Origin of the sequence: Agrobacterium bohemicum, from assembly GCF_001562555.1 — a bacterium.
GTDB lineage: Bacteria > Pseudomonadota > Alphaproteobacteria > Rhizobiales > Rhizobiaceae > Agrobacterium > Agrobacterium bohemicum.
Genome location: NZ_KQ961023.1, coordinates 440,300 through 466,851, shown reverse-complemented (window position 1 = coordinate 466,851; position 26,552 = coordinate 440,300). Strand labels below are relative to the sequence as shown.

Sequence of the window (26,552 nt, the reverse complement as noted above, 5' to 3'; positions counted from 1 at the left end):
GTCAGTAATTCGCTTTCAGATCCATGCCTGTATAGAGGCTCGCCACCTCGTCATAGCCATTGTACATCAGCGTTGGCCGTCTCTGCGTGCTGAAGAAACCACCTTCACCAATGCGTTGTTCTGTCGCCTGGCTCCAGCGCGGATGGTCGACCTTCGGATTGACGTTTGAGTAGAAACCGTATTCGCGGGCGTTTGAGTTCTTCCACGTGGTTTCCGGCTGCTTCTCCACCAACGAAATACGGACGATGGATTTGATGCCTTTGAAGCCATATTTCCAAGGCACCACGAGGCGAATGGGTGCGCCGTTCTGGTTGGGTAAGGTTTCGCCATAAAGGCCGACGGCGAGAATGGTCAGCGGGTGCCGGGCTTCATCCAGACGCAGGCCTTCCACGTAAGGCCAGTCGAGTGCCTGAAACAGCCCGGTTTGTCCGGACATTTCTTCGGGGCGGACAACCGTTTCAAAGGATACGAATTTTGCGCTGCCCAGTGGCTCGACCTTATCCAGCAGTGCAGAAAGAGGGAAGCCGATCCAGGGAATGACCATGGACCAACCTTCGACGCAGCGCATGCGGTATGTGCGATCTTCCAGTGGATATTTCAGCAGGTCTTCAATGTTGAATTCCTGCGGCTTCCCGACGAGCCCATCCACTCTGATGGTCCATGGCGTAGGTTTGAATTTTCCAGCGTTTTCCTTGGGGTCTGACTTACCAGTGCCGAACTCGTAAAAATTATTATAGCTGGTCACGGCATCGAGCGGCGTCAACGGTTCATCCAGCTTGTAGGCGCCGGGCTTCGCAGTCAGAGGGGCTGCGAGCGCGCCGTGACCCGTGAGACCGACAGCCGCAAGACCAGCGGCAGTTCCAAGAAAGTTTCGTCTGGAAAGATAGACGCCGCGCGGGGTGATTTCAGATGATGGGATACGGGGCGGATGGTAAACGGGCATCAAAACCTCCTGCGGAGCTAAAGCGAACAAAAGCTATTCAATACCCATTACGTAGAACGCGTAAGAGAAGTTTCTCGTGACGAGTAAAAAATATTGAAAGCATGTCGCGCTCTGTGGGCGGCGGATTTGCGACGAAGATCGGCAATGCCTGAAATAATATGGAAGCTATCGGTAAACTCTGCGAGAGGGTGTGGCGCGCTTCACAAAGCGCGCCACAGATCGTTTTTATGTCAGAGAATCAGGCGGAACTTCGCAAAGCCCTCTGCGCCATCTCCAGCTTCCTCGATCTTCGCGCCCTTCACGTCCTTGGCGTACTGGCGTGCCTTCGGACCAGTTTCGAAGATTGCCGTTGTGTTGGCAACGGGCGCAAATGACCAATTGTCGTCGGCAGCTGGATTGATGGTACCCTGGCTGATGATGTAACGCACGATGACATCGCGGTTTGTATCCGGTGCGACGAAGATGATCTTGTCGGCCGCGATCCCTGGAAACTTGCCCCCGCCGCTGGCGCGGTAATTGTTCGTCGCCACCACGAATTTCTGTTCGGGGTCGATTGGCTTGCCTTCGAATTGCAGGCCGACGATGCGGTTGCTGTCAGGGTTGATCGACTTGCCGTCCTTGTCGAACTTCGGTGGCTTCGACACATCGATCTGATAGGTCACGCCGTCGATGACGTCGTAATTATAGGACGGGAAGTCATTGTTCAGCAACGGTGCGTCCTTCGCACCGGCTTCCACCATCTTGAACATGCCCGCCGACATCTCCAGCCAGTCTTTCACCTGCGCCCCCGTGATCAGCACGGCCTGAACGGTGTTGGGGTAAAGGTAGAGGTCGGCAACGTTCTTGATGGCAATGTCACCGGCGGGGACATCCGTGTAATAATCAGCCCCCCCACGTCCGCCAGACTTGAAAGGGGCAGCCGCTGAGAGCACAGGCAAGTCCTTATACTGGCCTTCCTTCAGCATGTCCTTGATGTACCAGGTCTGGGCGTTGGATACGATCTGTACGGATGGATCATCCGCGACCAGTGCAAAATAGGAGTAAAGCGGCGCGGATGTCTTGCCCACGGGGCGGCGGACATAGGCGAGGGTGGCTTCGTGATCCGTCTTGACGGCCGCGATGATCTCCGGCTTGTCCTTCACGTCGGCGACGATCTTGCGGTTATCGTCGCGGTGGTAGATCGGGCGCGCTTCGGTGGTGAAGTCCACGATCTTCCAGTTTTTGCCATCTTTTTCCAGCAGCAGGTCGATGAGGCCCATATGGGAGCCCCAGAAACCGGCCATCACAGCGGGCTTGCCCATCAACGTACCCTTGACCGGATCGGCACCTTCGATACCATCCCAGGTCTTGGGGCCTGGGAAGACGAGATGCTGGTGGCCGGTGAAGACGGCATCGATGTCTTTGACGCCGGCCAGATAGAGCGAGGCATTTTCCATACGGTCGCTCTGGCCCTTGCCTTCGATACCCGAATGCGACAGCGCGATGATGATATCGGCACCCTGTTCCTTCATAACCGGAACCCAGGCCTTGGCCGCATCGACGATATCGCGAGTCTGCGCCTTGCCTTCGAGATTCTTGGCATCCCACATCATGATCTGCGGTGGCACGAAGCCGATAATGCCGACCTTGACCGGGCTGGTGGCGCCAGAACCGTCCTTGATCTGCTTTTCGAGGATGACGTAGGGCTTGAAGAAAAGGTCATCCTTCTTAGGGTCGGAAGCGAGCTGGCCCTTTGTCAGGTTCGCGCAGACATAAGGGAAGCCGGCTCCGCCCAGCGAGTTGAACATGAAGTCGAGCCCGTAATTGAACTCGTGATTGCCAAGCGTTCCGCAATCGTAACCCAGCATGTTCATGGCATTGATGACGGGGTGCTTGTCGCCCGCCTTCATGCCGCGCTCGTAAGCAATGTAATCGCCCAGCGGGTTGCCCTGAAGGAAGTCGCCATTATCGACCAGCATGGAATTTCCGGCTTCTGCGCGGATGGAATCGATGATGGAGGCTGTGCGCGCCAGACCCAGCGTGTCGTTTGGCTTGTCGGCATAATAGTCATACGGGAAGACGTGGACGTGAATATCCGTTGTTTCCATGATGCGCAGATGGGCTTGATTGCCCTGCGCGCGAGCTGCAAAGGGGTGCAGCATGACGAATGCGGAGGAGGCGGCAATGCCCCCCAGCAGAGAACGGCGGGTAATGGGGTGGAGGCCGATAAGCGAAGACATGGAAACACCTCGAATGAATTCAGGCTGTGCGAAATGACCGCAGCCTAGAGCGAATTATTGAGGAGTCCATCATCAAAATAACAGGGTTATGACTTGTCCCTGAATTTTAAACCGTCCGGTAAAAAATAATTTCATCGTGCCAGTGTCGGCTTTACGTCTTCATGGAAAAAGCGGAAGTATGAGGAAAGCTGTGCCAATGTGTTTGTCGAAAGCTTCAATTGCAGGCCAAGGCGGTTCATGTGCTGCCATTGCACCGTACCTTCTATGAAACCGAGATCGTCGCTCTGGACCTTCACGCGGCTTCCTTTGGCCGCAGCAAAAGAGCCGTCGAGCTCCAGCGCCATGCCGGTGGCCGAAAGGTCGACCACGCGGCCCCTGACTGACTGATTGAAGTACTGGACTGTACCGTAAATGCGTGTCTGGCTGCGGCCTGCGCTTCGATTTTGCATGTTCAGATGACCGGTCATGTGGCGCTCCCCAATTGTCTCCCGTACCAGACTTGCACGGAAGATTTGAAACGCATTTATGATTTTCGGTAAAATTACGTGCAATTGCCGTTTCAGATACGGTCTATTCGGCACTGATAACAATTGTTGCGGGCTGAGCGGACATGCACATAAGCGATGTCTTCTCTGGCAAAAAGCTCTTGCGCATATCTGGATATCCCGTCGGTCGGCGTAACCGCACCCGTGCCGTAGACGATGCGGTCATTGAAACCGTAGCCGCGAACGATGTAGTCCAGGCTCTCGAGCATGGGTGGTAAAATTTCGCTTGCTTCATAACGGCTGCACGCCTCGGCATGAATAAAAATCGGTCCGGTTTCGGCAAATGGCTGCAGCTTCGGAAATGGGCGGTAGGCCAGGAGAAGCATGGCTTCGCCGTCCTCTATCTGACCAAGGCAAACACGGCAGGGGTAGGTTCCTGTCGCGATTGAGCGCTCCGGTTTCTGGCCGTTGGCATCCGGGTTTCCATTGCGAAAGGCTTCCGCATCTTTGGCAGTCATGGCGGTAAATACGATCTTGGTCATAGCGGCTCCCTTGCGTTGCTTGTTTGTCGCTATGCCTTTCAAACATTCGTGTATCCACCCGTTTCTTGCGTCAGCAGGCAACTACCCCATTGCTTGTGCCGTTCAGTTTAGCGATCAATCAAACGTCCTCATTTTGGAAAGTTGACGTAAATGCTGCGCAGGTTGATGACCGCTACCCTGGTCACCGTTTTTTCTTTCACGATACCTGCCGCCCACGCGCAAACAGCGCCTGCGCTTGATGATTTATCCGACGAACAATTGCAGCAGACGGTGAATTTCGTCATCGGAAACGCGATTTTCAGCCTCTACCACGAGGCCTCGCGGATGCTGATTTCAGATTTTTCCCTGCCCGAAACGGGAGCTGTAAAAGACACCGCCGATCAACTCTCGGCTACGATGATGCTGGAGGCGAATGAGGAGTGGCTTGATACGGCCATCGTCAATGCCACCGACAGCTGGTATCTCGCCCGCTCTGCGCAGGCTTTGCCGGAGCATAACACGCCAATTTATTCGGCCCTTGTTCCCGACAAGACGCGTGACAGCCAGATGGCCTGCCTGATGGTGGGCAAGGATGCCGGTGGTTACGGTGATCTGGCTGATATGATGGGACTGCCCAAAGCTGAATGGAAGGCGTGTGAAGCGGCCTATCCGCAAACAGTTGCCTACTGGAACGAAACGCTGAAGCCCCATGCCGCCAAAGCTGGGACCACGAAATTCGTCACCCGTTACGAGCCTGCCCGTGATCCGTTTTTGGATATTTACGCGACCATCGTTAAAGAATCGAAGGTACTGGATCTCATTGCCCGCAGCTTTAGCGCCTATGATCTCAAAGGCGAGGTCAAGCTGACGGCGCGCGCATGTGGAAGACCGGATGTCTACTGGTCAGCTGAAAAGCGCGAAATCACCTATTGCTATGAAATGGCCAAGTTCCACGGAGAGCTTATCGCCGCTCATCTCGCGGCTGGTGGTGCGGAGAAGGAAAGCGAGCCCGCCAAGGAAATTCCGACAGCAGTGAATATGGGGCAGGAATTGTAGGTTTTTGCTGAAGCATTATCCTCGGGACCAGCCCGAGGATAATGAAGTCAAGAGGTTAGCCCCGTCTTGAAATTTCCAGAAATTCGCTGTCCGTCAGCGGCTCGATCCATGTCTCGTAGGTGCTGACGGGCGAAAAACCCATCATTTGGTAAAGCTGAAGCGCGCGTGGGTGGTCGAGCGTGTTGGTGGAAACCGTGACCCGCTGCGGGTTGTCCTGCCATGCCTGATATAGAGCTTGCAGCAGGAACCATTTGCCCACGCCTGCACCGATGGCCTCTTCCATTAGGCCGAAATAGGAAAGATCCGTGACATCTTCGCTGGTTTTGAACAGTTCGAAGAAGCCAGCCGGGGCGCCGTTCATGTAGAGAACGGTCACACAGCTTCTGGGATCACGCAGAAGCGTTGTCAGTTCGGCATCGTTCATGCGCATGCGCGCCTGCCAGTGCCAGCGTTTTCCAACGCGCCAGTATAGATAGCGATAGAAATGCAGCGGTATATCAGTCGTGCGCATGATCGCGGTCTGGATGTTGACCGGCACAGCAAGGCTGACCTTGGGCGCGGACGTCATTTCCAGCTGGGTGACATTCGCCTTGATTGGCCCTTGCGGCGGCGTCGGCACGGGTTCGGCAGGGCCGGTGGCAATGGCAGTGTCAGGCTTCGATCCCCATTCTGCCCATGAGCCGTCATAGAGCGAATTATCGGTGTGACCGAGTGATTCCAGCGCAAGTGTGATGACTGCCGCCGTCACGCCCGAACCACAGCTGGTCACAACAGGCTGGGTCAGGTCGATGCCCGCATCTGATATCATCTTGCGGATTGTTGGCAGGTCTTTGAAGTGGCCGTTCTCGGAAAAGGCGGTGGCGGGCAGATTGCGTGCACCCGGCATATGGCCAGAGCGCATGCCAGCGCGTGGCTCTGCTTCCTCACCGGTGAAACGACCGGCGCCGCGTGCATCGGCAATCTGATCTTCGCCCCCGTCCACGAGGTACAGCATACGAGAAAACGAGGTGACGCGCTTGGCATCAAAATGGGGCTCGAAGCTAGCGGGCTCGATGCGCGGTGTACCTGCTTCCACCGGCTTGCCTGCAGCCTTCCAGCCATCGAGACCACCATCCAGCACATAGACCGTCTCAGCACCCATCACGCGCAGCATCCACCAAACGCGTGGCGCGGAAAAGAAGCCCGGGCCGTCATAGACGACGATCGTGTCACTCTCGCCAAGCCCAAGCTTCCCAACTTCATCCGCGAAAAATTGTGGTGAGGGCAGGGAGTGGGGCAGGCCGGTATTGTGGTCGGCAATTACGTCCTGATCGAAGAAGACCGCGCCGGGAATATGGCCCGCTTCGAATTCTTCTTTTCCGTTTCGCTTATGCGCAGGCAAATACCAGGAGGCATCGACCAATCGAAAATGTGGGGTGCCAAGCTGCTGCTCAACCCAGTCCGCCGAAACGACGAAACGGCTCTTATCCGTGCTCACGATAGTTCTCCCAGAAATCAGGCGGATGTTTCGGGTTTACCGAAACGAATTCGGAAACGGCGATTCTCCTTGCCCTTCTTTTCGATCTTGGCGATGTGGATTTCGCCCACTTCTTGCGTCTCGGCAACATGAGTCCCTCCGCAAGGCTGGCTGTCAACAGCGGAATTTTCGCCAATGCAGACGAGGCTGACACGCCCCAGACCAAGAGGCGGGCGGACGTTCTTAGATTTGACGATATCGGGATTGGCTGCGAGTTCTTCATCCGTGATCCATTTCAGGAAAACGGGGTGGTTTTCTTCGACCAGCGCCATCAGTTTGGCGGTAACCTCGTCCTTGTCGATGGTATCGGACATATCGAAATCGACGCGCGATTCCTCTTCGCCAACGGCTGCTCCAGTAATCGGCCACGGACAAACGACGGACAGCAGATGGCAGGCGGTATGCATGCGCATCAGCTTGTAGCGACGGGTCCAATCGACTTGCAGCGTCAACTTTTCCCCAATGTCAGGAGACGGCTGTCCCTCGGTGGGGACATGGATGATGATGCTTTTGTCTGCACCGTGCTTGGTGGCTCCAAGGAGGATACTAGAGCCGTCGGCTCTTTCGAGATAACCGGTGTCACCGGGTTGGCCGCCGGAGGTGGCATAAAAGCAGGTCTGATCCAGCTCTATGCCGCCGTCCTCATGGACCTTTGTCACCACCGCTTCGCATGTGGAAAGATAGAAATCGTCACGAAACAGGGCATTCACAGGCATATGGGCATCGACCTCAAACAGTTTCGTACGGGACCGAGACCTCTCGCTTTTCCAACAACCATGTCGGTAAGGGAAGTCCCTTGGACCGCAGGAAATCAGGGTTGAAAAGCTTCGACTGATAGCGGTTGCCGTAATCGCAAAGTATGGTCACGATTGTATGCCCCGGACCGAGGTCGCGGGCAAGCCGAATTGCACCGGCAACATTGATTCCGCTGGAACCGCCCAAGCAAAGACCTTCCGTCGTGACCAGATCATAAACAACCGGAAGAGCTTCGGCATCCGGGATTCGATAAGAAAAATCCGGTTCGAACCCTTCAAGATTGGCGGTAATACGACCCTGGCCGATGCCTTCGGTGATGGAGGAGCCTTCGGATTTCAGCGCGCCGTTCTTGTAGAATTCGAACAGTGCGGCACCCTCGGGGTCGGCGAGTCCAATCTTGATGTCGGGGTTGAAGTCTCGAAGACCATCAGCCACGCCAGCCAACGTACCACCAGACCCGACAGCGCAGATGAAGCCATCGACTTTACCGTCCGTCTGGTCCCATATTTCCGGTGCCGTCGTTTCAATGTGAGCCTGCCGGTTGGCAATATTGTCGAACTGGTTTGCCCATACCGCACCGTTAGGATCGGTAGCCGCCAGTTGCTTTGCCAAGCGGCCGGAAAGCTTCACATAGTTATTGGGGTTGGAATAGGGGGCAGCCGGAACCTCGATCAGCTGCGCGCCCAACAACTTGAGCGCGTCCTTCTTTTCCTGGCTTTGCGTTTCAGGAATGACGATGACCGTCTTATAGCCCAACGCATTGGCAACCAAAGAAAGGCCAATGCCGGTATTGCCTGCCGTGCCTTCAACAATGGTGCCACCGGGGCGCAATTGTCCACGACGCTCCGCATCGCGAATGATGTAGAGTGCCGCTCGATCCTTAACGGACTGGCCGGGGTTCATGAATTCGGCCTTGCCGAGAATTTCGCAACCCGTCGCCTCTGATGCCGCGTTAAGGCGGATGAGCGGAGTATTTCCGATTGCGGTAAGCACAGAGGTATGAATGGTCATGATTGGCCTTCTCGTTCAGTCCGCGAATAGATGCCGTTATCTCCTCGCCTCTGCCCGTTGTGACAAGAAATTTTCTTCCAGTGAACGGGGGCGACACGCAAAATTTTACTGATACCCCGTTTTACCCACTTTTCTTGATCGTCGAGTAGGCCGCAAGAGCCCGTTGTCGGGACTGGTTGTGATCGACAATCGGTTTCGGGTAATCCTTGCCTAGCCCGACGCCTGCCTTTCGTAAGGCTTCCCCCGGCGCATCGAACGGCTTGTGAATGAACTTCCTGTCGAGTTTGGATAGCTCTGGTACGAAGGTTTTTACATATTCGCCGTACGGATCAAACTTTTCTCCCTGAAGGATAGGGTTGAAAATGCGAAAGAACGGCGACGCGTCCGCACCGGAGCCAGCGACCCATTGCCAATTGGCCGCGTTAGATGCTGGATCTGCGTCCACCAGCGTATCGCGAAACCATGTCTCTCCCTCACGCCAGTCGATCAGGAGGTGCTTGATGAGGAAAGACGCCGTGATCATGCGTACACGATTGTGCATGATACCGTGCCTCCAGAGCTGGCGCATGCCGGCATCCACGACAGGATAGCCTGTCATGCCTGTCTTCCACGCGTCGAATTTTGCCGTATCGGTTTTCCATTCGAAAGCATCGAAGCTGTCATTCCAGTTCTTTGTACCCAGTTTGGGGAAGTGGAAAAGAAGATGGTAACAGAATTCGCGCCAGACGATTTCCTTGCGAAAACGGCTTAGATCGTGGGACGGAATGTTGTGCGGGAGCCCGCGCGTTGCATGCCAGACTTGAGCAGGTGATATTTCGCCCATTGCAAGGTGCGGGGACAACATCGACGTCGCGGGCTTGGCGGGAAAGTCACGGCCTTCCTCATATCCTTTCAGGGAGGTGTCGATAAAAGTTTCGAGTTTTTCCGCAGCACTTGCTTCTCCCGGCGCCCATACGTCAGAGAACTCCTTTGCCCAATCCGGCTTCGTCGGCAACAGCTTCCAGTCTTTGAGCTCTTCTGATTTCGGCCATCTGGAGGGGGATGCCAGTTTGGACGGCGCGGACAGCGGCTCGTCAGGTTCGTCACCTGCTTCGATCGCCCGCCAGAACGGCGTGTAGACGCGGTATGGACCACCCGTTTTTGTCTTCAGTCTGGATGGTTCATGGATGAGATGCCCTGCAAAGCTTTCGACTTCCAGTCCCTCATCGCGAAAGTTCTTTTTGATGTTGCTATCGATCTCTATCCCTTGCGGATCATAACGACGGTTCCAGAAAACGCTGGTAGCTCCGGTGTCGGATACAAGTTTTTTCAGGACTTTTTCCGCATCGCCACTGAGCAGGATCAGCTTGCTGCCAGCCTTTTCCAGTGCTGCGGACAATGCTTCCAGAGAGTGGTGCAGCCACCACGCTTGAGCCCCTCCAAGTGCACCGGTTGAACCGTTATTCTCATCTCGGATATAGACTGGAATAACGGCCCCGCCATGGTCGACCGCAGCTGAAAGCGCATGGTTGTCTGCAAGACGTAAGTCCTTGCGAAACCAAAGAATAACGGGATTTTTATTGTCAGCCATATGTGCACCGGGTTCACTTCAGGTTGAATGATTGTTGAAGAGCTTTGTTCCCGCAACGTGGTTATAATAAGCCAATGAAATAGAACCGGATTCGGGAGAAGAGTAATTGTATCTTGAAACCAAAACAGGCGGAACCATATGCCGGGTTCAACGTTAGTGGCGGGTTAATTGAGTATGGAAGTCCAATCAATGATGCTGAACGACGTCAAATGGGAAACTCCAGTGGTTATCTCTCTGGAAAACGGTGCCCCCAGAACTTTCAGTGGCGCTTACGAAGCCTTCGATTTTTTGCAACACGAATGGCCCAGCCGTCAGGGTAAGGTCTACGAGCAGGCGTTGAGATTATGCCGGGCGTCGTTGATGGGTAGCGTCGGTGGCGAGATAGCTCGCACCGCATTCGTCGAGGCGAGCCGCGACGCACATTGCCTCGTTGAGACACACAAACTCGCATCCTGATCGCTCCGCCCATATTGCCAAAGCCACCCGCTTCACCACGGGTGGCTTTCGTGTTTTCAGATATTGATTTTCCACTAAAAATGCCCAAAACCAATGTTTCGTAGAAAAATTTTGTAAGGTTTTGGTAACTTTTGTTCTAATTTTTGCCTATATCTCGTCAAATTGTCGCTGAATTAGGCGATTAGATCAAAACTCGGCAGCGACGGGTAGCCAAGGTTACCGTCTTCCACTGTTACACTTTGAATATGCACATCTGGACTTCTGACGGGGCAGAGGCGAAGTCCGTGTGCTTCTAAAGGGCGAGAATTTGAAAGTAACTGCGTACGTTCTGGCCGCTGCTCTTTGCGCGGCTTTCACTGCACCTGCATCTGCATCGGCTGGCATGCTCAATCAAGCGGAACGATATTCCGGACTTCACGAAGGAAAAAACAACAAAACGCTGAAAGCGATTCTCGGGGTCAATCCTCGCAAAACACCTTGGTGCGGACATTTTCTCAGTGTTGTGGCAACAAAGTCTGGAAGAGAGCCACCAAAGTCCTCGGCAATCGCAAAGTCCTGGACATCCTTTGGTTACGCCGTTCCAACTGCGGCCGCGAAACCCGGAGATGTCGTTGTTGTCAGAACCGGCAAGCGCTACCATGCCGGTATCTTGAAAAGCATGGGCAAGGGGACTGCCCAGATTTTGGGTGGAAACCAGTCGGGGCGCGTTCAAGTGTCAAATTTCAGCCGCAAATCGATCGTTTCGGTTCGCCGCTAAGCTCCAGTTCCAAACTTAAGGCTGCTCGCGTGTTCCGGGAGCAGCATCGCGCTGGTCGTCATCTTCCAGATCAGTTGCGACGATGAAGGCATCCTCATGCTGACGTGCCGCCTGACGGCGCGCCCGCAGATTTATCGCCTCGTCTGGATCGATCTCTTCGGGATCGCCCTTCAATTCACGTTCAGTGTGAAAATCTGCGACATCCTTGTCATCGATATCGAGCGGTTTTGTATGTTTATCGTCCATGTCAGAACTCCTTAGTTATCTTTAGATAACGAGGACGTGCACCGCGAAGTTCCGTGCAGGATTGTTGTATCCGGCAGGAACAAAATATTGCGTCTGATGGTTTCTTTCCCAACCAACCTGATGGGAGAAGCAATATGTCATCTGACCGCGAATCTGAAATCCGCAAAAAAGCTTATGAAAAATGGGAAAGTGAAGGTCGTCATGAAGGCAATCACGATCGCCACTGGGCGGAAGCCGAACATGAGTTGAACACCGACTTAGAGGATGGTTCCCAGCCTAATGATGGCAGGGAATCTCCTGCAGCTGAGTCCCTTAACAACGAGCGAGCCACCACGCACGATGCAGACGCCGATGCTGATCTGGAAGAGGGCTTGGAAGATAGCTTCCCTGCGAGCGATCCAGTGTCCGCCACCTCCACGACGGTATCCGGCGGGGCAGGCAAGAATAGGAATTCCGCTAAATCGCGTTAAAGAAAGTGGCGTCTTGCTTCAACAAGACGCCATTAATTTTTTCTGATCCACCATAGCAGCAGAGCGACACAAAGCAGCGCCGCTGGCCAAAAATCGGTTGCTTGATCCCAGGACCAGTTCCAGAAATAATACCCTTCCAGATGAGGCGGTTGCATATGCACCGACACCTCGTAGTCACGCTTCTCACGTCCATGAAAGTGACCAGCGGCGAAGGCCAAACCAACGATAACCGCATCGCGCCATTTAACGAAGCTGCGCGCTAGCAGCGATACTATCGCAGCCATGATGATGGCTTCGAGCATATGACCGGCCCAATCCCAATCACGCTGTATCAGCGCCCAATCAATATGCATGACACAATCCTGTTGTGACGAAGGTGCTATGGATATCTGTAGATGCCATGAGATTTTGCAGCGATGACGTTGCATGTCTTCGTGCAACATAACCATTCCAACTCTTTAGAAGAAATGGCTCCCCGGGCCGGATTCGAACCGGCGACCTGTCGATTAACAGTCGAATGCTCTACCGCTGAGCTACCAGGGAACGTGCGCTGCTTGGCGCGGTGTGAGCGGGGTAATACAAATGCTTTTACGATTTGCCAAGCGGTTTTTTCAAAAAAAATGAATTCCTCTTGTTTTATCCACTGAAGTCCCCATTTTCCGGGCATGTTGATCTCAAAAATAATTGGCACAGCAGTTCCGGCGAGGGGCATATTGAAATGACTTTTGGTCTTCACCCCCAAACAGGTCGTCTTCATCTTGGCAAATGGAGCATGCCGATGCCGCGGTCGCGAGTCGGGCGCATTGTCATCGGTGTTTTGCTGATCATCGGTGGGCTGCTCGGGTTCTTACCCATTCTCGGTTTCTGGATGGTGCCGTTGGGGCTTTTGGTCCTTTCGCAGGATTTGCCCTATGTGCGGCGCCAGCGCAGACGCTTGGCGGTTTGGTGGGCAAGGAAGCGGCGCGCCAGGGAAGCGCGCCGTGGAGGCATTACGCGCTCGTGAGAGAGTTGCTGAGCCCCTGTCCGGCCCAGAACGCTCCATAGCCCAACGCTGCGAAGTAAATCATAGTCAGAATCAGGAAGAGATAGCCGCCCAGGACGGTCGCTCCGTCGCGCTGAATCATGCCGGCAGAGAACAGCAGGATTGCCACGCCAGGCAGCGTATTGGAAAACGGCACAAAACCGAGCGGCATCATCAGCAGAATGCCTGCAACCATGATGGCGATGCCATTGACCCGCGCCACGATGGTTCCTGTGGTAAAAGCCGGCAGACGAGGGCGCATGTAACGGTCCAGCTTCGAAACGATGCTCACGCCCTTCTGTAAAGCAGGAACAAGCCGCGCGGTTTCCATCTGCTTATCCAGAATGCGTTTGGGCAGCCAAGGTAACCTGTTCAGCGTGATTGCCAGGCTGATCATGACGATTGCCGCGCCAAACACCGTGCTGACGCCGGGAATTGACACCGGAATAAGAAAGGGCAAACAGGCTATGGCGCACATCAACAACAGCCCTTGCTCGCCAATTGCTTCCATCAATTCACGCAAGGTAATCGTTTTTCCGCTCAAATTGCCAATAAGCCGTTGCAAAACAGCGCTGAGGCTTTCGGTCGTATCCGTGAAGGTAAAATTCTGCGACATGCTTTATCCCGAAGCTATTTCAATTCGGGATAGATAACATTCAAGAAATGTCACGCCTATGGCAAACGCAACCGCTTGCGGCAATTGCGTTCACGCCGTGATAGTCTGAAGCGTTGGCATCACAATTCCTCAGTGCGAAACCCAGGAGCTGTATGCCCCCGCCAGAAGCACCAGGAAAAGAAGTCCGATGATGAATGGGTTTAGCGAAGTAACGAAGCCGACATAGTCCATAACTATTTCCTCCTCCATGTATCCCGCTTGCATTCTACATCCGATGCACGATCTTTACTAGTATAAGTTGATTTTATGCTGCGTTGCACCACTGGCAAGCTAGGCATGCTGAAAACTGCCGCGACAGCTGATGTTGCGTTGCGGTCGTTGTTTTGTCGGCATGCCTCAATATCGCCCCGCAACATTTGCCATAGCCGATAGGTGAGGTTAAATCCGATCGGCGAAGGGGTGCGAAATGCTCAAAGGATTATACGCTTGGACGATGGCGCTTGCGGCGAAAAAAACGGCCGTCTGGTGGCTGGCCATCGTCGCGTTTGTCGAAAGTTCTGTTTTCGTCGTTCCCGCAGATGTGCTTTTCATACCCATGGTTCTGGCGAGGCCGAAGCGTGCCATGTTTTATGCGTTGGTGGCGACTGTTGCATCCGTTCTGGGGGGTATAGCAGGTTGGTACCTCGGTCATTATGCGTTTGAGAGCATCGCGCGGCCCATTCTGGAGTTTTATGGCAAGCTCGACAGCTTCGAACACCTCAAGGCCTCCGTGGATTATGAAACGATCCTGCTGCTGCTGGTAACGTCAGGGATCGCCCACCTGCCACCGATCAAGGTGGTGACTATACTATCGGGCGCGGCCAACATCAGCCTCGGTCTTTTCATCCTGTCAGCGGTTGTCACACGCGCTGCCCGCTTTTTCATTCTCGCCGGGCTGCTTCAGCGTTATGGTGAACCGATCAGGCATTTCATTGAAAAGCGCCTCGGCATGATCGCCGCTTTTGTCGCAGCGGCGTTGATCGCCGTTTACGCCACTTATGTCTTCGTCCGGTGACAGTGAAGCCTCACATCTGACCGTTCGGCAACCGGGCCAGAGCATCATTCAGCGTAGTGTCAGCATTCACCTTCATTTTCCTGTCAGACGAACAGGAAAATATGATGATACGCAATATTTTGTTTCGCGGTGTTTTGTGGCTTGTTGCTGCTCCATTGGCCTTTGGTGTCTATTTCGGCGTTCTGCAAATGTCGGGAAATTTCCATGAGGTCATCGCAGGGCAACTGTACCGCTCCAGCCAACTGACAGAAAAACAACTATCCGATTACGTCACGGCAAACGGCATCAAGACCATCATCAACCTGCGCGGTGAAAATGGACAGTCCGCATGGTATCGAAACGAAACTGCGACAGCTGAGAAGCTCGGAGTTCAACACGTCGATTTTGGAATGTCGGCTTACAAGCAACTCGGACCGGAGCGCGTGGCGAAACTCATCCAGATCATGCGGGATGCGCCAAAGCCCATCCTTCTCCACTGCAAGTCCGGTGCCGACCGCACAGGCCTTGCCGCTGCCATCTACGTCAACCGCGTAGCAGGGATGAACGAAGACACCGCCGAACAACAGCTTTCCATCTGGTTTGGCCATGTCGGCATCCCGTATCTGTCATCTGCCTATGCGATGGACAGAACATGGGAAGACATCGAAGGCACTGCCAGCGTTCCGGCCCAGATCGTTTTATGAGGCTAGATCGGCAAGCAACAGCAAACGGCACAAGCCAGTTTCATTCGTTTTCATATTTTCGGGAGATCGAGATATGGGGGATATCTCGGGAAAAAATGGTCGGAGCGGCGGGATTCGAACCCACGACCCCTTGACCCCCAGTCAAGTGCGCTACCGGGCTGCGCTACGCTCCGACACAGGAAATGCGTTTATATAGATGGCTCTTCATGCGCAAGCGGAAAGTTGCAGCGTGGAGAAAAACGCCGGTAGAACAGATTTACGAGGCCGATAAAGATCGCAATGCTCTCATAAATGCTCGCTGAGGCTGTTTTTGAAGCAAAGTGAACAAATTTTACTCAAAATGAGTGCCATGATCTTGCCGTATTTTCGATAGCGTGTTTCTATGCGAATGCCCTGACTGGAGGGGTAAAAGGTTGAGACCCGCCAACTGCTGGTGGGACAGCGGCGGGTCTCCCATTTTCTTCGACGTTATGTCTCGATGTCTATTCTCGGCCATGTGAAGTAATGGAACTTGCTTCCGACTGCGCCGAAGAAGGCACTCTCGCCAGTCATTGCATCCAAGTAGCTTCCATCCGGATCCTTGGCATAGGAAAAGCCGTCCGCGCGCTTGACACGTTGCTTCAGGAACTCACTCCAGCCGATAGCATCTATTCTTTCGCTCTGGTTTTGTCGTGGCCGGATGGCGGCGACGTCCCAAGCCGGGATAACAACTCCATCGATCGGATCGAAAACCTTAAGAACGCCAGAGGTCAGTGCCTGTGACATGGCTTTTCCCTGAAGGGCGCTTGCCGGGTCAACCGCCAATTCGGCAAGCCAAGCCTTGAGAGTTTCCATAAAGGTGACGACCGCACTGTCGGCCTCGGCTTCGCAATTGCCAACTTGCGGAACAAGCGACAGAGTTCCCCTTGTTTCAGGCAGAGCAGGGGCGTCCGTGGTGGTCACAGGGAGCGAAACATGCGGGTCTTGCGAGGTGATGAGTGCAGCGGGCTCTGGATACTCCTGCGCCACCTGCTGCTGCTTCTCAATCGCTTTTAGCGCGAGTTCTGTAGAAATAAGCTGTACGTGAGAAACGAGTCTCGAGACCATCGCCAACGATTTCCTGATCTACGCATGTCGCATCTCATCTGCGCCACCGCTTTCGCTTCCTTGAAGCGAGCATTCTTGTTGGCCTTCTCTCATGAAAAGACCGGTTTCTGTCATGTAAAAAAACTGACACAAACCGGTCTAAATTTCTCAACCTGCGCGAAGCTTGAGACGATCAATTCTCCTGTACGGAAACTCCGTTGGGTCCGATGTTCATTTCGATACCCGTAGGCTTGCTTTCCTCGTGCCACACATAGGCACCAACGCCCACGAGGGCGACGATGAGCGCACCGATAATGAGGTAGAGGTTGTTTGTCTGAGTCATGGAGTTCCCCTGTGTAAAAATCTGCATCAACCAAACGCATGAAATCGCAAGAGGTTCCGCGACGTTTAGTAGGCGTTTTCGGATTTGAGCAGGCGGATTGGTGTCAGAACCAAGATTTTCAAATCAAGCCAGAGAGACCAGTTCTCAATGTAATAAAGATCATGCGCCGTGCGGTTTTTGATCTTGTCCCCATGGTCGATCTCGCCACGCCATCCATTGATTTGCGCCCATCCGGTAACGCCGGGTTTAACCTTGTGACGTGCAAAATAATGCTCGACGACCTCAGTGTATTTCAGATCCCCTGTTTGCGCATGGACAGCGTGGGGGCGTGGGCCGACAAGCGAAAGGTCGCCTGCAAGAACATTGAACAGCTGTGGAAGTTCATCGATAGAAGATTTGCGAAGGAACCGGCCAACCGGCGTGACACGTGGATCGTTTTTGGTCACGGCGTTCTTGGCCGTAGGATCGCTCATATCGGTGTACATGGAACGAAACTTCCAGACGTTGATGGTTTCGTTATTAAAGCCATGCCTTTTCTGCTTGAACAGAATCGGACCTTTGGACGTACTTTTCACAGCAATCGCCGCGCCCATCATAATCGGCCAGAGCAAGGCAATGCAAAGCACGCTGAATACGACGTCAAAGGCGCGCTTGGCCACCGAGTCCCAGTCACGCAGTGGTTTGTCCATCACATCAAGCATCGGCAAGCTGCCGATGTGGGAATAGGAGCGTGGACGAAAACGCAGCTTGTTGGCGTGTGCGGCAATCCGGATATCGACCGGAAGCACCCATAGCTGTCGAATAAGCTCCAATATGCGCGCCTCGGCGCTCATCGGGATAGAGATAATCAACATGTCGAGCTTGGTCAGGCGAGCGAATTCGACCAGTTCTGCGAATGTGCCAAGTTTGGGATAGCCGGCAACCACTTCGGGAGAGCGTGCGCTTTTCCTGTCGTCGAAAATGCCGCAGATGCGGATGTCGTTGTCATCATGTTCCAGCGAACGAATGAGATCCTTGGCCGCCTGACCACCGCCGACAATGACCGCGCGCCGTTCCATAACGCCGTTACGGCCCCAATGCCGCATAACAAGCTCCACAATGACCCGCTCGATCAGGATGAAGCCGGCGCTTGCTCCGTACCATCTCCCCCAAGTTTGCCATGAGTAGCTATCCCCTGGCAAAAGAGCTGCGGTCAGGAAGACGGTGAGAGCAAACGACGCCAAAATCGACGCCTGAATTCGTGGCATCGATTCCATCGAGCGGCGAAGGGCAGGAAGCTGGTAGGAATCTGCGATTTGCAACGCAATGGAGCAAAGGGCACCGTTCCAGAAGCAGATCGCGATCAGTGCCACCCGCGAGCCAAATGCATCCGGGGCTTCAAACGCGTTGATGAGTATCCCGAGAAGCGTCAGAATCACGAAATCAAAAAGTCGCAACTGGCCGATGACAATGTTAGGCGAATGACTTGTTGCGCGGAGTTGATTCGCGACTTGCAGCGCCAGAGGGTTGAGCTTGACAGCTTCACGCTTTTTTTCGCCGCTATTCCCAAAATTGCGGGAAAGCTTCTTGCGTAAAGCGTCCAGATCGATCGGGTCGTTTTCGCCGCCGGTCTTGCTCATCGTGTCTTTCCGCAGTCTTCAATGCTGGTGATCTTACAAAGAACTTACTAAGAAACGCTTAGGCTAAAGCGCCTGAAAGCATCTCTTTCCACCAGCATGCAGTGTATATATGCCTTTTCTAAAACTCACAATGGCGTTTTCATAGGGCAACTGCTTCTCGGCGTGGATTCGTGAAAAAAAGGGGGGCGGGATACGCAATACTTGTTTACCCGCAGCTGTGAGCCGTTAGGCTGCGGCGTCATTGATGCCGCGCTTTCAGGCTGTAAACCTAATAGAAAATCGTTGTGGGTGAGTTGCTGTGTCAGAGTAGGTTGCGGTTTAGAAGAAGCGTTCACGGACATAGATCGTATCGCCGGCGATAACCGGAGCCGATATGATGATTCTGCCGGTCAGTACATTGGCGTTGATCTTGCGAGTGACATCTACGTCGCGCTGATTGGCACGAGATGTGAAGCCGCCAGCTATGGCAATGGCGTTTTGCGCGGTCATGCCGGGTACGTATGAATATTGGCCCGGTCTGCCGACCTCACCCATGACGAACACAGGACGGTAACGATCGATTTCAATCGTCACGTCTGGATTTTTGAGGAAACCCTGTCTCAGCTTTTGCGCGATGCCCGACTCAAGCTGAGCGACAGTTTTGCCGCGTGCAGCAACTTGTCCCACCAACGGGAAAGCGACATAGCCAGCCTGATCGATCGTATAGGTGTTTGTCAGGCCCGTCTGATCGAAAACGTTGACGCGCAGACGGTCTCCGCTATCGAGCCTATAGGGTTGAAGCGCTGCCTCGTTGAAGGCGCGGGGTGCTGGCTTGTAAGCCGAGCAACCGGTCAGCATCGCTGCAAGAACGATGATCATGGCGGTTATTAAACGTTGGGCAGCGAACGTCATCCGCAATCATGCTCCAAAGACATTTCTTCATTCGCTTATCAGGCCTTCATGGTTAATAGCCGGTAAACAAATGAATTTTCGATGTTGCTTTGATATGTTTTCGTTCGCGCGTGGGCCGAGTTTAACGCTTGCGTTACCGAAGGATAGTACAGTCTCCGTCGACATTGACCTTGTTATTTCCAAACGAAACAGAGAAATTCCGTGACCGAAAATGCTCCTCATGAAGATGATTTCGATGACGTAGCAGAAGATCGCTTCAGCCTTTCTGTGAATGGCGTTGCGGATTTTCTCTCAATGCGCGGTGCAAAGCCGACCGTTTCGCTACTTTCACCCAGTGGCGATGATGGATCAACAGCCAGCGTCATGCTGGCCAGATCCATTGCAGAGCTCGGTCGGTCTGTTGTGTTGGTGGACATGACCGTTTCCGGGTGCCCGACGCAGTTGATGGCGCAGGAATCCGAGCTTGCTGGCGTTTCCGATCTCTTGTTTGGCGACACGCCTTTCGGTGAAACCATCCATCATGACCGTCTTTCGAACGCTCATCTGGTGCCGCAGGGCAACGCACCTCCAATTCACACGGCGGGTATTCTGGAGCGGCTGACAATGGTCCTGAACGCACTTGCAGATACCTACGATACCGTTCTTCTGGAGTTCGGTGCCGCAGACATGGAGGGCGTCACGAGGTTGTTGAAATATATTGACGCAGAGATCGTCGTGTCTTTGCCAGATGGAGACGGCCAACTGGCAAGTGAAACGCTTCTGGAGTTACGGACACTCGGATATTCCAATGTCGTCATAATGAGCGGCTCGCATGTGGCTGATCGAACTGCGGCCTGATCACTATTTTTGCTGCTTGTGGCCCGCCATCCACTTGATGACGAGCATTGCCGGCAGTATCCAAAGCAACCCGGAACCCACGAAATATGCGAGATGCACCCACCATGGTTGCGTAGCCAGTGCCGCCGAAGCAAAACTGGTGGCCACCACCGCATAAACCACCACCAAACAGATGATGACGATGGTGCCGATGAATGATTTGAGGCGCGTGGGCATGCCATATTCCATTTTCTGAATCTTCGGTTCACTTATACAGCCGCGACCCAATGCCGCAAAGCTTTATGCCGAAGGGTAGGGCCGTGAGGGCTTGTTTTGCACGGTCTGTTGTTGCAAACCAAGGCAATGACTGGTGGAGTGTCAAGAATGCAGGCGAATACGATGGCTACGGCTGAAACTTCTGTCGAACAGCGCCGTGCGGCGTTGGATAAACAGGAAAACAACCGTCGCCTTCTGCGCATCTGGCTACGTGTGGTGCTGTTTACGCTTTTCTGTCTGGTGCTGGTTGGGGGCGCAACGCGCCTGACCGAATCGGGCCTTTCCATCACGGAATGGAAACCGATCCATGGTGCGATTCCCCCCCTTTCCGTGGCAGAGTGGGAAGAGGAGTTCCAGCTTTACCAACGCATTCCGCAATATCAGGAAATCAACAAAGGTATGTCGCTAGGGGAGTTCAAGACCATCTTCTGGTGGGAGTGGGCGCACCGGCTTCTGGCACGTGCGATAGGCCTGATCTTCGCGCTGCCGCTGGCCTATTTCTGGTTTACGGGGCGCGTCGAAAAACGATTGAAGCTGCCTTTGGTGGGCCTGTTGGCGCTGGGTGGCTTTCAGGGTTTCGTCGGTTGGTGGATGGTGTCTTCCGGCCTCGTCAACCGCACGGATGTCTCGCAGTATCGCCTCGCTACGCATTTGACCATTGCTTGCCTGATTTTTGCGGGGTGCATGTGGATTTTACGTGGTCTTTCCCTGCATTCGACAGAAGCTGCAAATGAAAAAAAGGGCAGGGGCTTTGCTGCCTTGCTCGCGTGTCTCTGTCTGTTCCAGATCTATCTTGGCGCGCTTGTTGCGGGTCTCAATGCGGGGCTTTCTTATAACACATGGCCGTTGATGGATGGCTCGCTGATTCCGGGCGATTTGTTTATTCAGCAACCCTGGTGGATCAACCTGTTTGAAAACCCGAAGACTGTGCAATTCGTGCATCGTCTCGGTGCCTACGTGCTTTTCGCAATAACGCTCTGGCATATGGTCAGCATGGCGCGTTTGCTTCCCAAAACGCCGCATGCGCGCCGATCCGTCTTGTTCTTCGTCATGGTCTGCATACAGGCGGCACTTGGAATAACGACGCTGCTCATGCACGTGGACATCCACGTCGCCCTGGCACATCAGGGCATGGCACTTCTGGTGCTGGCCTTTGCGATTGCGCATTGGCGCGGTTTTATCGGTGAGTATCCGCTCACCGTACAGGCTGAGCTCAGGGGCTGATCTTATTGAAGGACGCCGTCTACAGAAGGCTGGCTGCGACATTGACAAAACGACGCGTTCCAAGGCGTTCTGTTTGTTGGATACTGAATCGTCCGATTCCAAAGACCAGCAGATAGACACTCCGGCATGTGCCAGCGCGTAACGCAGTATTTTCTCTTCACTGCAGCCGAGAGAGGTTGAAAACAGCGTCATCAGATTTGAAATCCGCGCCACATCGATGATGTCGTCAAAAGCCCCTAGCGGATTTCCGAACACGTTCGCGACATCATAAGCTGGATCGCCCAACAGTCCTTGCGGGTCTATGGCCAACCAACCGCGATCAGTGCTGTGAATGATATTGTCGTGGTGCAGATCACCGTGCAACGGACGGATATTCGTCTGGTGCGAAAGCAGATCATCCGCGATACTGGCGGCATGACGTAATATTGGCGATAACTCAGCGTCCGTTTCATGCTGAGCCCGCTTGAACAGGGCCGCGAAGTGTTGCCGTAGGGGCATCAATTCGGGCGACGCGCTGCCACTGCCTGAGTGGAGTTTGGCAAGGACGTCTATGATAACGGCATTGCTGGACGTTTCACCATGCAGCAGCCGATATGTACGCAGGTTCAAATCACCAGCGTCTTCCAGAAGACAAATATGGTCCGCGCGATCGATCAATCGAACCGCTCCCAGACCATCCCGCCGTTCCAGAAACGCCATGCCCGGCAATTCGCCCATACCGTTCGGCTTCAAGATTTTGACGATGGCGCTGGACGCATCAGCGAGGGTAACGCGGTAGACAAGACTTGATGGTGTGTCGGCAATAAGAAAGGCGGAGGAAATGCTCCACCGCCCTACAAGTTCATCCGGAATGCAGATTGAGGCTTGGTTCCCGGTCATGCCGAAAGCATGAGTTCCATGTTCTGCACAGCAGCACCGGAGGCGCCTTTGCCGAGATTATCCAGAACGGCGACGAGGTTAATATGCTCGTCGTTCCCGAAGACGAAAAGCTTCATCGTATCCTGATTGACAAGTTCTTCCGCATCGATACGGCCAAGCGATTTGCTGTCTTCCAGCGCAACGACCTGAACGATGTTCTGTCCTGCGTAATGCGCTGCAAGCGCGGCGTGGACAGTCTCGACGCTTGTGCCTTCATTCAGGTCGGCCAGGAACAATGGCACCTGCACGATCATGCCCTGTGCGAAACGACCGACGGATGGCGAAAACAGCGGCGAGCGATCAAGCTGACCGTGGATTTTCATTTCCGGCACATGTTTGTGCTTGAGCGTCAGACCATAAAGGAAATTGTTGGCCTTTATCGAGTCATCACGGCTCTGGTCTTCCATCTGCGCGATCATCTGCTTGCCGCCGCCGGTGTAGCCAGATACGGCGTTGACGCTGACAGGGTAGCCATCAGGCAAGATGCCAGCAGCGCGTAGCGGACGAATAAGCCCGATTGCACCCGTGGGATAGCAGCCCGGATTCGTAACAAAACGCGCGGAGCGCACCTTCTCGGCTTGCGACTTCTCCATTTCGGCAAAGCCATAGGCCCAGCTCGGGTCGACGCGGTAAGCCGTCGAGGTGTCGATAATACGGACCTTGTTGTTTCCAGATACCATCGAGACCGCTTCCTTGGAGGCGTCGTCTGGCAGGCATAGAATCGAGATGTCGGCGTTGTTGAGCATGTCCTCACGCATCGCGGCATTACGCCGTTCCGCTTCGGGAATGGACAGCAGTTCGATATCGCGGCGGTCGGCGAGGCGGGTGCGAATTTGCAAGCCTGTGGTGCCGTGTTCGCCATCGATGAAGATTTTCGCTGTCATGTCCTTGTCCTGAACTTTCAATAGGTTACGGGTGTAGGCGGAATCATTTTGCCATGCACTTGAATCAATCTGTCAGCTTGTTTTCGCAAGCCGCTCAGCACGCAGGCCTAGCATATACATTGCTACAGTTGCTCCCGCAATGGCGGTGATATCCGCATGATCGTAAGCCGGGGCGACCTCAACCACGTCGGAGCCGCGGATATCCAGTTGACCAAGCCCGCGAAGAATTGCCAGCACTTTCGCACTCGATGGCCCGCCTGCGACGGGTGTGCCGGTGCCGGGGGCGAAGGCGGGATCAAGGCAATCTATATCGAATGTCAGATAGGCCGGAAGCCCGCCGGTGTGTTCGACGATTAAAGATGAAATATCGTTTGCCCGCATGTCCTCCACTTCGTGGCCGTAGATGAGCCTGATGCCGCAATCTTCCGGCGCGTGTGTGCGAATACCGATCTGGATCGACCTGTCGGGGTCTATCAACCCGTCGCGCACCGCCCGTGCCACGAAGGAACCGTGATCGATCCGCTTGCCGTCATCGAACCATGTGTCCTGATGGGCGTCGAACTGCACCAGCGCGAGCGGTCCATGTTTTGCGACATGCGCTTTCAGGAGCGGCCATGTGATGAAATGATCCCCGCCCAGTGTCAGAAGATAATCCACCTTGGAGAGAATTTCACTCGCCTCGTCTTCGATCGTTTGCGGGGTTAGCCAATGATTGCCGTAATCCAGCAGGCAATCGCCATAGTCAATCGTCGGCATCGTCTCGAACAGATCACGTCCGAATGGATATTGCGGGTCATTGTCGAAAATAGCCGAAGCGCGTCGGATGGCCTGTGGGCCGAATCGCGCTCCGGGACGGTTGGAGGTTGCGGCGTCAAAAGGAATGCCCCAGATCGCCGTCGATACGCCTTCCAGGTGCTTCGTAAATCTGCGGCGCATGAAAGACAGGACACCGGCATGGGTAGGGTCGGTTGATGCAGACGTCAAAGATGAGGCAGTAAACGCGTGATCGATCGATTTTGATGGCATGGAGCACCCCTGTACGAACGGCTTTAGCCGTCTTCAATAACGCATTAAGCTGTTCGGGATAAGCTGCTTATCTGTTATTCACGCCATGGAACGTTCTCATTCGGCGTTGCTTAGAACGCGTGCACTACCCGTGGATTTTCATGAAGTATAGAGCCGAAATAGATGGCCTGCGCGCCATCGCCGTTCTGAGCGTCGTGTTGGCGCACGCGAACTTTTCCGTTTTTGGCGGCGGATTTCTCGGCGTTGATGTCTTTTTCGCCATTAGCGGATATCTGATAACGACTGTCATTCTTGACGAATATGCCAAAGGCACGTTCTCGCTTCTTGGCTTCTATGAGCGCCGGGCGAGACGAATTTTGCCGGCGCTTTTCTTCGTCTTGCTTTGCACAGTGCCGGCCGCCTGGGTTTGGCTGCTACCGGATGCCTATGAGGATTTTTCCAAAAGTCTGATGATGGCCACGCTCTCCCTTTCCAACATCTACTTTTTGAAAAAGACCGACTACTTCGCGCCCGATTCCGCTGAAGTTCCCTTGCTCCATACCTGGAGCCTGGGCGTCGAAGAGCAGTTTTATATACTCTTTCCTCTGCTCTTTCTGTTCAGGCTAAAAATCAGGACGATTTTCAGAATCCTTCTTGCCGCTGCAATCGCAAGCCTTGTCGTGAGCGAATTCGGCGCAAGACATTTTCCATCCGCAAATCATTACCTTCTGCCCACTCGAGTATGGGAAATCCTGGCAGGCTCGCTGTGTGCCTTTTACGTATTCGGCAGGCCAAGACGGTTGAACGGCCCGCTGGCCCTTGCCGGGTTTGTCATGGTGCTGGTTGCAGTGTTCCTGTTCGATCCCACGACGCGCGTTCCCTCGTTTGCCGCATTGTTGCCTATTGGGGGAACATGCGCATTTTTTCTGTTTGCTTCCAGTGAGACATGGCCAGGTCGCTTGCTGTCCTTTTCGCCGCTTGTGTGGATCGGCCGCATCAGTTTCAGCATCTACCTATGGCATCAGCCCGTATTTGCTTTTTGGCGAATCAGGAGTTCGGAACCGCCATCGCAATCAGCCATGTGTGTTCTGATTCTCGTGGTTCTTGCCCTTGCAGCTTTCAGCTGGTGGTTTATCGAGCAGCCTTTCAGATACAAAAAAATCGGCACCCGCAAAGTCGCAGCCGTCGGTGCTGTATGCGCTTTCATACTCGTCGGTTTTGGAACCTGGGGTGACCTGAAGGATGGGCTGCCATTCCGACTGGCGCCTGACGTGCGAAACTTCATCAAGGAAACGACATGGAGCGAAAAGTGCCTGTTTCAGGTCAAGGATGGTATTCCAGCTGTTCCCAATGAGGAATGTATGTTCGATGCCAAAGCGGGCAAGACATATGCTGTGTGGGGTGACTCCATCGGTGCATCCATCTCACCAGCTCTGTTGGAAGCATTGAAGCTGCGCCATATGGGCATGATCCAGCTTACCCACGGTTTCTGTGCCCCCATTATCGGTGTTTCGACGGCAAGGGATGAAGGAGCGGCAAATTGCGATACGTTCAATCAACGCGCATTGGCCTATTTGACGCAGAGCAATATCGATACCGTCGTTCTAACAGCCTCCTGGGTCAATTTCTTCAACTCTCCCTATTTGCAGATAGGCGATATCGAATACTCTTTTACCGATACTCCCGTTTCAGCCGTCGCTAAGAGCCTGCGGGACACGGTCCTGGCGCTGGAGGCGAGTGGCAAGAGGGTCGTTATCGTTTACCCCAGCCCGCTCTTCAACAAACCGGTGGGGGAGGTCATGGCGGGACGTATCGTAAAAGGGGACAAGACCCCGGATTTCGGATACTCCACAGCCGATTTCAAAACCAACACCGCGCGCGCCTATTCAGTGCTGGATGCCGCAGTCCCAGACAATGTAAAAAAGGTTTTCCCGGAGCAGATATTCTGCAATCGGTCGCAAGAGGAGATGTGCTTCTTTGGGCGGGATGGCGTGGCCTATATTGCCGACCGGGGCCACTACACGAAGGCGGGCGCAGCGATGATTGTCGATCAGCTGATGAATGAGATGCAAAACCCGAAGACACAATCTCCCGCAGGCGTTGAGATCAACTGATATCCCGAAACGGAATC

Annotated in this window: 28 protein-coding genes, 2 tRNA genes and 1 pseudogene; 10 read left to right on the top strand and 21 right to left on the bottom strand. The window is 54.1% G+C overall.

Annotation, left to right across the window (positions count from 1 at the left end; all coding sequences use genetic code 11):
• Position 1 precedes the first annotated feature (1 nt).
• From msrP to ATO67_RS02215, 4 genes are all read right to left on the bottom strand, one after another.
• The gene (gene msrP / locus ATO67_RS02230) at positions 2-943 is read right to left on the bottom strand and encodes a protein-methionine-sulfoxide reductase catalytic subunit MsrP (RefSeq protein WP_067643661.1); all 942 of its coding nucleotides are present in this window, start codon (positions 941-943) and stop codon (positions 2-4) included.
• Between the two features lie 230 nt (positions 944-1,173).
• Positions 1,174-3,162, bottom strand: coding sequence for a bifunctional 2',3'-cyclic-nucleotide 2'-phosphodiesterase/3'-nucleotidase (locus ATO67_RS02225; RefSeq protein ID WP_067643659.1), 1,989 nt, complete (start codon positions 3,160-3,162; stop codon positions 1,174-1,176).
• A gap of 131 nt (positions 3,163-3,293) precedes the next feature.
• Positions 3,294-3,629 carry a PilZ domain-containing protein gene (locus ATO67_RS02220; RefSeq protein ID WP_067643655.1) on the bottom strand — a complete coding sequence of 112 codons (336 nt, stop codon included), beginning with the start codon at positions 3,627-3,629 and terminating at the stop codon, positions 3,294-3,296.
• 92 nt (positions 3,630-3,721) lie between these two features.
• Entirely contained in the window at positions 3,722-4,189 is a 468-nt protein-coding gene (locus ATO67_RS02215; protein WP_067643651.1) for a DUF1203 domain-containing protein, read from the bottom strand.
• Positions 4,190-4,339: 150 nt separating this feature from the next.
• Here ATO67_RS02215 and ATO67_RS02210 point away from each other — a divergent pair, with 150 nt between their 5' ends.
• Complete coding sequence (locus ATO67_RS02210; RefSeq protein WP_067643648.1) at positions 4,340-5,224, top strand: DUF4344 domain-containing metallopeptidase; 885 nt, start codon at positions 4,340-4,342, stop codon at positions 5,222-5,224.
• 55 nt (positions 5,225-5,279) lie between these two features.
• On the opposite strand, the gene sseA is transcribed toward ATO67_RS02210, so the two are convergent.
• The 4 genes from sseA to ATO67_RS02190 all read right to left on the bottom strand — a co-directional run bounded on the left by sseA (position 5,280) and on the right by ATO67_RS02190 (position 10,077).
• The gene (gene sseA, locus ATO67_RS02205; RefSeq protein WP_067643645.1) at positions 5,280-6,701 is read right to left on the bottom strand and encodes a 3-mercaptopyruvate sulfurtransferase; all 1,422 of its coding nucleotides are present in this window, start codon (positions 6,699-6,701) and stop codon (positions 5,280-5,282) included.
• A 17-nt stretch (positions 6,702-6,718) separates the two neighbouring features.
• Positions 6,719-7,456 (bottom strand): alanyl-tRNA editing protein, encoded by a 738-nt coding sequence (locus ATO67_RS02200; protein ID WP_067643642.1) that lies wholly within the window; start codon positions 7,454-7,456, stop codon positions 6,719-6,721.
• Positions 7,457-7,469: 13 nt separating this feature from the next.
• The gene (locus tag ATO67_RS02195) at positions 7,470-8,507 is read right to left on the bottom strand and encodes a cysteine synthase A (RefSeq protein WP_067643639.1); all 1,038 of its coding nucleotides are present in this window, start codon (positions 8,505-8,507) and stop codon (positions 7,470-7,472) included.
• Positions 8,508-8,628: 121 nt separating this feature from the next.
• The gene (locus ATO67_RS02190; protein ID WP_067643636.1) at positions 8,629-10,077 is read right to left on the bottom strand and encodes a cryptochrome/photolyase family protein; all 1,449 of its coding nucleotides are present in this window, start codon (positions 10,075-10,077) and stop codon (positions 8,629-8,631) included.
• Positions 10,078-10,266: 189 nt separating this feature from the next.
• Here ATO67_RS02190 and ATO67_RS02185 point away from each other — a divergent pair, with 189 nt between their 5' ends.
• Positions 10,267-10,533, top strand: a complete 267-nt coding sequence (locus tag ATO67_RS02185) for a DUF982 domain-containing protein (RefSeq protein WP_067643634.1) — start codon at positions 10,267-10,269, stop codon at positions 10,531-10,533.
• A 382-nt stretch (positions 10,534-10,915) separates the two neighbouring features.
• Complete coding sequence (locus tag ATO67_RS02180) at positions 10,916-11,290, top strand: TIGR02594 family protein (RefSeq protein WP_082760136.1); 375 nt, start codon at positions 10,916-10,918, stop codon at positions 11,288-11,290.
• Positions 11,291-11,305: 15 nt separating this feature from the next.
• Here the strand turns inward: ATO67_RS02180 and ATO67_RS02175 are convergent, their stop codons facing one another.
• The gene (locus ATO67_RS02175; RefSeq protein ID WP_067643631.1) at positions 11,306-11,536 is read right to left on the bottom strand and encodes a hypothetical protein; all 231 of its coding nucleotides are present in this window, start codon (positions 11,534-11,536) and stop codon (positions 11,306-11,308) included.
• A 134-nt stretch (positions 11,537-11,670) separates the two neighbouring features.
• Between ATO67_RS02175 and ATO67_RS02170 the strand changes: the two genes are divergently transcribed.
• Positions 11,671-12,006, top strand: a complete 336-nt coding sequence (locus tag ATO67_RS02170; RefSeq protein ID WP_067643629.1) for a DUF2934 domain-containing protein — start codon at positions 11,671-11,673, stop codon at positions 12,004-12,006.
• A gap of 32 nt (positions 12,007-12,038) precedes the next feature.
• On the opposite strand, the gene ATO67_RS02165 is transcribed toward ATO67_RS02170, so the two are convergent.
• Both ATO67_RS02165 and ATO67_RS02160 read right to left on the bottom strand, forming a co-directional pair.
• Positions 12,039-12,359, bottom strand: coding sequence for a hypothetical protein (locus ATO67_RS02165; RefSeq protein ID WP_067643626.1), 321 nt, complete (start codon positions 12,357-12,359; stop codon positions 12,039-12,041).
• A 115-nt stretch (positions 12,360-12,474) separates the two neighbouring features.
• Positions 12,475-12,549 (bottom strand) — tRNA-Asn (locus ATO67_RS02160).
• 175 nt (positions 12,550-12,724) lie between these two features.
• On the opposite strand from ATO67_RS02160, the gene ATO67_RS02155 reads away from it, so the two are divergent.
• Positions 12,725-13,009, top strand: a complete 285-nt coding sequence (locus ATO67_RS02155) for a hypothetical protein (protein ID WP_067644240.1) — start codon at positions 12,725-12,727, stop codon at positions 13,007-13,009.
• Here the strand turns inward: ATO67_RS02155 and ATO67_RS02150 are convergent.
• A complete protein-coding gene (locus ATO67_RS02150) occupies positions 12,996-13,643 on the bottom strand; it encodes an exopolysaccharide biosynthesis protein (protein WP_067643623.1) in 648 nt (215 codons plus the stop codon). The genes ATO67_RS02155 and ATO67_RS02150 overlap by 14 nt on opposite strands.
• A 466-nt stretch (positions 13,644-14,109) precedes the next feature.
• On the opposite strand from ATO67_RS02150, the gene ATO67_RS02145 reads away from it, so the two are divergent.
• Together ATO67_RS02145 and ATO67_RS02140 are read left to right on the top strand one after the other, a co-directional pair.
• Positions 14,110-14,697, top strand: a complete 588-nt coding sequence (locus tag ATO67_RS02145) for a YqaA family protein (RefSeq protein ID WP_067643621.1) — start codon at positions 14,110-14,112, stop codon at positions 14,695-14,697.
• A gap of 104 nt (positions 14,698-14,801) precedes the next feature.
• Positions 14,802-15,380 carry a fused DSP-PTPase phosphatase/NAD kinase-like protein gene (locus tag ATO67_RS02140; RefSeq protein WP_067643617.1) on the top strand — a complete coding sequence of 193 codons (579 nt, stop codon included), beginning with the start codon at positions 14,802-14,804 and terminating at the stop codon, positions 15,378-15,380.
• 96 nt (positions 15,381-15,476) lie between these two features.
• Here the strand turns inward: ATO67_RS02140 and ATO67_RS02135 are convergent.
• The 5 genes from ATO67_RS02135 to ATO67_RS02120 form a co-directional block, all read right to left on the bottom strand.
• Positions 15,477-15,553 (bottom strand) — tRNA-Pro (locus ATO67_RS02135).
• Between the two features lie 295 nt (positions 15,554-15,848).
• Entirely contained in the window at positions 15,849-16,466 is a 618-nt protein-coding gene (locus ATO67_RS02130) for a hypothetical protein (RefSeq protein WP_067643614.1), read from the bottom strand.
• A 172-nt stretch (positions 16,467-16,638) separates the two neighbouring features.
• The gene (locus tag ATO67_RS22770; protein WP_103088786.1) at positions 16,639-16,788 is read right to left on the bottom strand and encodes a hypothetical protein; all 150 of its coding nucleotides are present in this window, start codon (positions 16,786-16,788) and stop codon (positions 16,639-16,641) included.
• A gap of 65 nt (positions 16,789-16,853) precedes the next feature.
• Positions 16,854-18,407, bottom strand: a complete 1,554-nt coding sequence (locus ATO67_RS02125) for an undecaprenyl-phosphate glucose phosphotransferase (RefSeq protein WP_067643611.1) — start codon at positions 18,405-18,407, stop codon at positions 16,854-16,856.
• Between the two features lie 318 nt (positions 18,408-18,725).
• The gene (locus tag ATO67_RS02120; protein WP_067643608.1) at positions 18,726-19,298 is read right to left on the bottom strand and encodes a polysaccharide biosynthesis/export family protein; all 573 of its coding nucleotides are present in this window, start codon (positions 19,296-19,298) and stop codon (positions 18,726-18,728) included.
• A 201-nt stretch (positions 19,299-19,499) separates the two neighbouring features.
• Here ATO67_RS02120 and ATO67_RS02115 point away from each other — a divergent pair, with 201 nt between their 5' ends.
• Positions 19,500-20,135, top strand: coding sequence for a tyrosine-protein kinase family protein (locus ATO67_RS02115; RefSeq protein ID WP_067643606.1), 636 nt, complete (start codon positions 19,500-19,502; stop codon positions 20,133-20,135).
• Positions 20,136-20,138: 3 nt separating this feature from the next.
• Here the strand turns inward: ATO67_RS02115 and ATO67_RS02110 are convergent, their stop codons facing one another.
• Positions 20,139-20,351 (bottom strand): DUF2842 domain-containing protein, encoded by a 213-nt coding sequence (locus ATO67_RS02110; protein WP_067644237.1) that lies wholly within the window; start codon positions 20,349-20,351, stop codon positions 20,139-20,141.
• Between the two features lie 162 nt (positions 20,352-20,513).
• On the opposite strand from ATO67_RS02110, the gene ATO67_RS02105 reads away from it, so the two are divergent.
• Entirely contained in the window at positions 20,514-21,614 is a 1,101-nt protein-coding gene (locus ATO67_RS02105; protein WP_173645915.1) for a COX15/CtaA family protein, read from the top strand.
• 156 nt (positions 21,615-21,770) lie between these two features.
• Here ATO67_RS02105 and ATO67_RS23830 read toward each other — a convergent pair.
• The 3 genes and pseudogenes from ATO67_RS23830 to speB form a co-directional block, all read right to left on the bottom strand.
• A pseudogene (locus tag ATO67_RS23830) lies at positions 21,771-22,493 on the bottom strand (aminoglycoside phosphotransferase family protein); the annotation flags it as partial.
• On the bottom strand, positions 22,490-23,416 hold the full coding sequence (gene argC, locus ATO67_RS02095) for an N-acetyl-gamma-glutamyl-phosphate reductase (protein ID WP_067644233.1): 927 nt from the start codon (positions 23,414-23,416) through the stop codon (positions 22,490-22,492). The gene argC and the pseudogene ATO67_RS23830, both read right to left, overlap by 4 nt.
• 72 nt (positions 23,417-23,488) lie before the next feature.
• Positions 23,489-24,442, bottom strand: coding sequence for an agmatinase (gene speB / locus ATO67_RS02090; protein WP_067643597.1), 954 nt, complete (start codon positions 24,440-24,442; stop codon positions 23,489-23,491).
• A gap of 140 nt (positions 24,443-24,582) precedes the next feature.
• Here speB and ATO67_RS02085 point away from each other — a divergent pair, with 140 nt between their 5' ends.
• Positions 24,583-26,535: an acyltransferase family protein gene (locus ATO67_RS02085; protein WP_158667336.1), complete on the top strand. Its 1,953-nt coding sequence runs from the start codon at positions 24,583-24,585 to the stop codon at positions 26,533-26,535.
• The last annotated feature ends 17 nt before the right edge of the window (positions 26,536-26,552 follow it).

What these genes read in the sequence shown, in the direction of transcription:
- msrP (WP_067643661.1), bottom strand. Translation starts at nt 943, where the DNA reads ATGCCCGTTTACCATCCGCCCCGTATCCCATCATCTGAAATCACCCCG.
- ATO67_RS02225 (WP_067643659.1), bottom strand. Translation starts at nt 3,162, where the DNA reads ATGTCTTCGCTTATCGGCCTCCACCCCATTACCCGCCGTTCTCTGCTG.
- ATO67_RS02220 (WP_067643655.1), bottom strand. Translation starts at nt 3,629, where the DNA reads ATGACCGGTCATCTGAACATGCAAAATCGAAGCGCAGGCCGCAGCCAG.
- ATO67_RS02215 (WP_067643651.1), bottom strand. Translation starts at nt 4,189, where the DNA reads ATGACCAAGATCGTATTTACCGCCATGACTGCCAAAGATGCGGAAGCC.
- ATO67_RS02210 (WP_067643648.1), top strand. Translation starts at nt 4,340, where the DNA reads ATGCTGCGCAGGTTGATGACCGCTACCCTGGTCACCGTTTTTTCTTTC.
- ATO67_RS02200 (WP_067643642.1), bottom strand. Translation starts at nt 7,456, where the DNA reads ATGCCTGTGAATGCCCTGTTTCGTGACGATTTCTATCTTTCCACATGC.
- ATO67_RS02195 (WP_067643639.1), bottom strand. Translation starts at nt 8,507, where the DNA reads ATGACCATTCATACCTCTGTGCTTACCGCAATCGGAAATACTCCGCTC.
- ATO67_RS02190 (WP_067643636.1), bottom strand. Translation starts at nt 10,077, where the DNA reads ATGGCTGACAATAAAAATCCCGTTATTCTTTGGTTTCGCAAGGACTTA.
- ATO67_RS02185 (WP_067643634.1), top strand. Translation starts at nt 10,267, where the DNA reads ATGATGCTGAACGACGTCAAATGGGAAACTCCAGTGGTTATCTCTCTG.
- ATO67_RS02180 (WP_082760136.1), top strand. Translation starts at nt 10,916, where the DNA reads ATGCTCAATCAAGCGGAACGATATTCCGGACTTCACGAAGGAAAAAAC.
- ATO67_RS02175 (WP_067643631.1), bottom strand. Translation starts at nt 11,536, where the DNA reads ATGGACGATAAACATACAAAACCGCTCGATATCGATGACAAGGATGTC.
- ATO67_RS02170 (WP_067643629.1), top strand. Translation starts at nt 11,671, where the DNA reads ATGTCATCTGACCGCGAATCTGAAATCCGCAAAAAAGCTTATGAAAAA.
- ATO67_RS02165 (WP_067643626.1), bottom strand. Translation starts at nt 12,359, where the DNA reads ATGCATATTGATTGGGCGCTGATACAGCGTGATTGGGATTGGGCCGGT.
- ATO67_RS02155 (WP_067644240.1), top strand. Translation starts at nt 12,725, where the DNA reads ATGACTTTTGGTCTTCACCCCCAAACAGGTCGTCTTCATCTTGGCAAA.
- ATO67_RS02150 (WP_067643623.1), bottom strand. Translation starts at nt 13,643, where the DNA reads ATGTCGCAGAATTTTACCTTCACGGATACGACCGAAAGCCTCAGCGCT.
- ATO67_RS02145 (WP_067643621.1), top strand. Translation starts at nt 14,110, where the DNA reads ATGCTCAAAGGATTATACGCTTGGACGATGGCGCTTGCGGCGAAAAAA.
- ATO67_RS02140 (WP_067643617.1), top strand. Translation starts at nt 14,802, where the DNA reads ATGATACGCAATATTTTGTTTCGCGGTGTTTTGTGGCTTGTTGCTGCT.
- ATO67_RS02130 (WP_067643614.1), bottom strand. Translation starts at nt 16,466, where the DNA reads ATGGTCTCGAGACTCGTTTCTCACGTACAGCTTATTTCTACAGAACTC.
- ATO67_RS22770 (WP_103088786.1), bottom strand. Translation starts at nt 16,788, where the DNA reads ATGACTCAGACAAACAACCTCTACCTCATTATCGGTGCGCTCATCGTC.
- ATO67_RS02125 (WP_067643611.1), bottom strand. Translation starts at nt 18,407, where the DNA reads ATGAGCAAGACCGGCGGCGAAAACGACCCGATCGATCTGGACGCTTTA.
- ATO67_RS02120 (WP_067643608.1), bottom strand. Translation starts at nt 19,298, where the DNA reads ATGACGTTCGCTGCCCAACGTTTAATAACCGCCATGATCATCGTTCTT.
- ATO67_RS02110 (WP_067644237.1), bottom strand. Translation starts at nt 20,351, where the DNA reads ATGCCCACGCGCCTCAAATCATTCATCGGCACCATCGTCATCATCTGT.
- ATO67_RS02105 (WP_173645915.1), top strand. Translation starts at nt 20,514, where the DNA reads ATGGCTACGGCTGAAACTTCTGTCGAACAGCGCCGTGCGGCGTTGGAT.
- argC (WP_067644233.1), bottom strand. Translation starts at nt 23,416, where the DNA reads ATGACAGCGAAAATCTTCATCGATGGCGAACACGGCACCACAGGCTTG.
- speB (WP_067643597.1), bottom strand. Translation starts at nt 24,442, where the DNA reads ATGCCATCAAAATCGATCGATCACGCGTTTACTGCCTCATCTTTGACG.
- ATO67_RS02085 (WP_158667336.1), top strand. Translation starts at nt 24,583, where the DNA reads ATGAAGTATAGAGCCGAAATAGATGGCCTGCGCGCCATCGCCGTTCTG.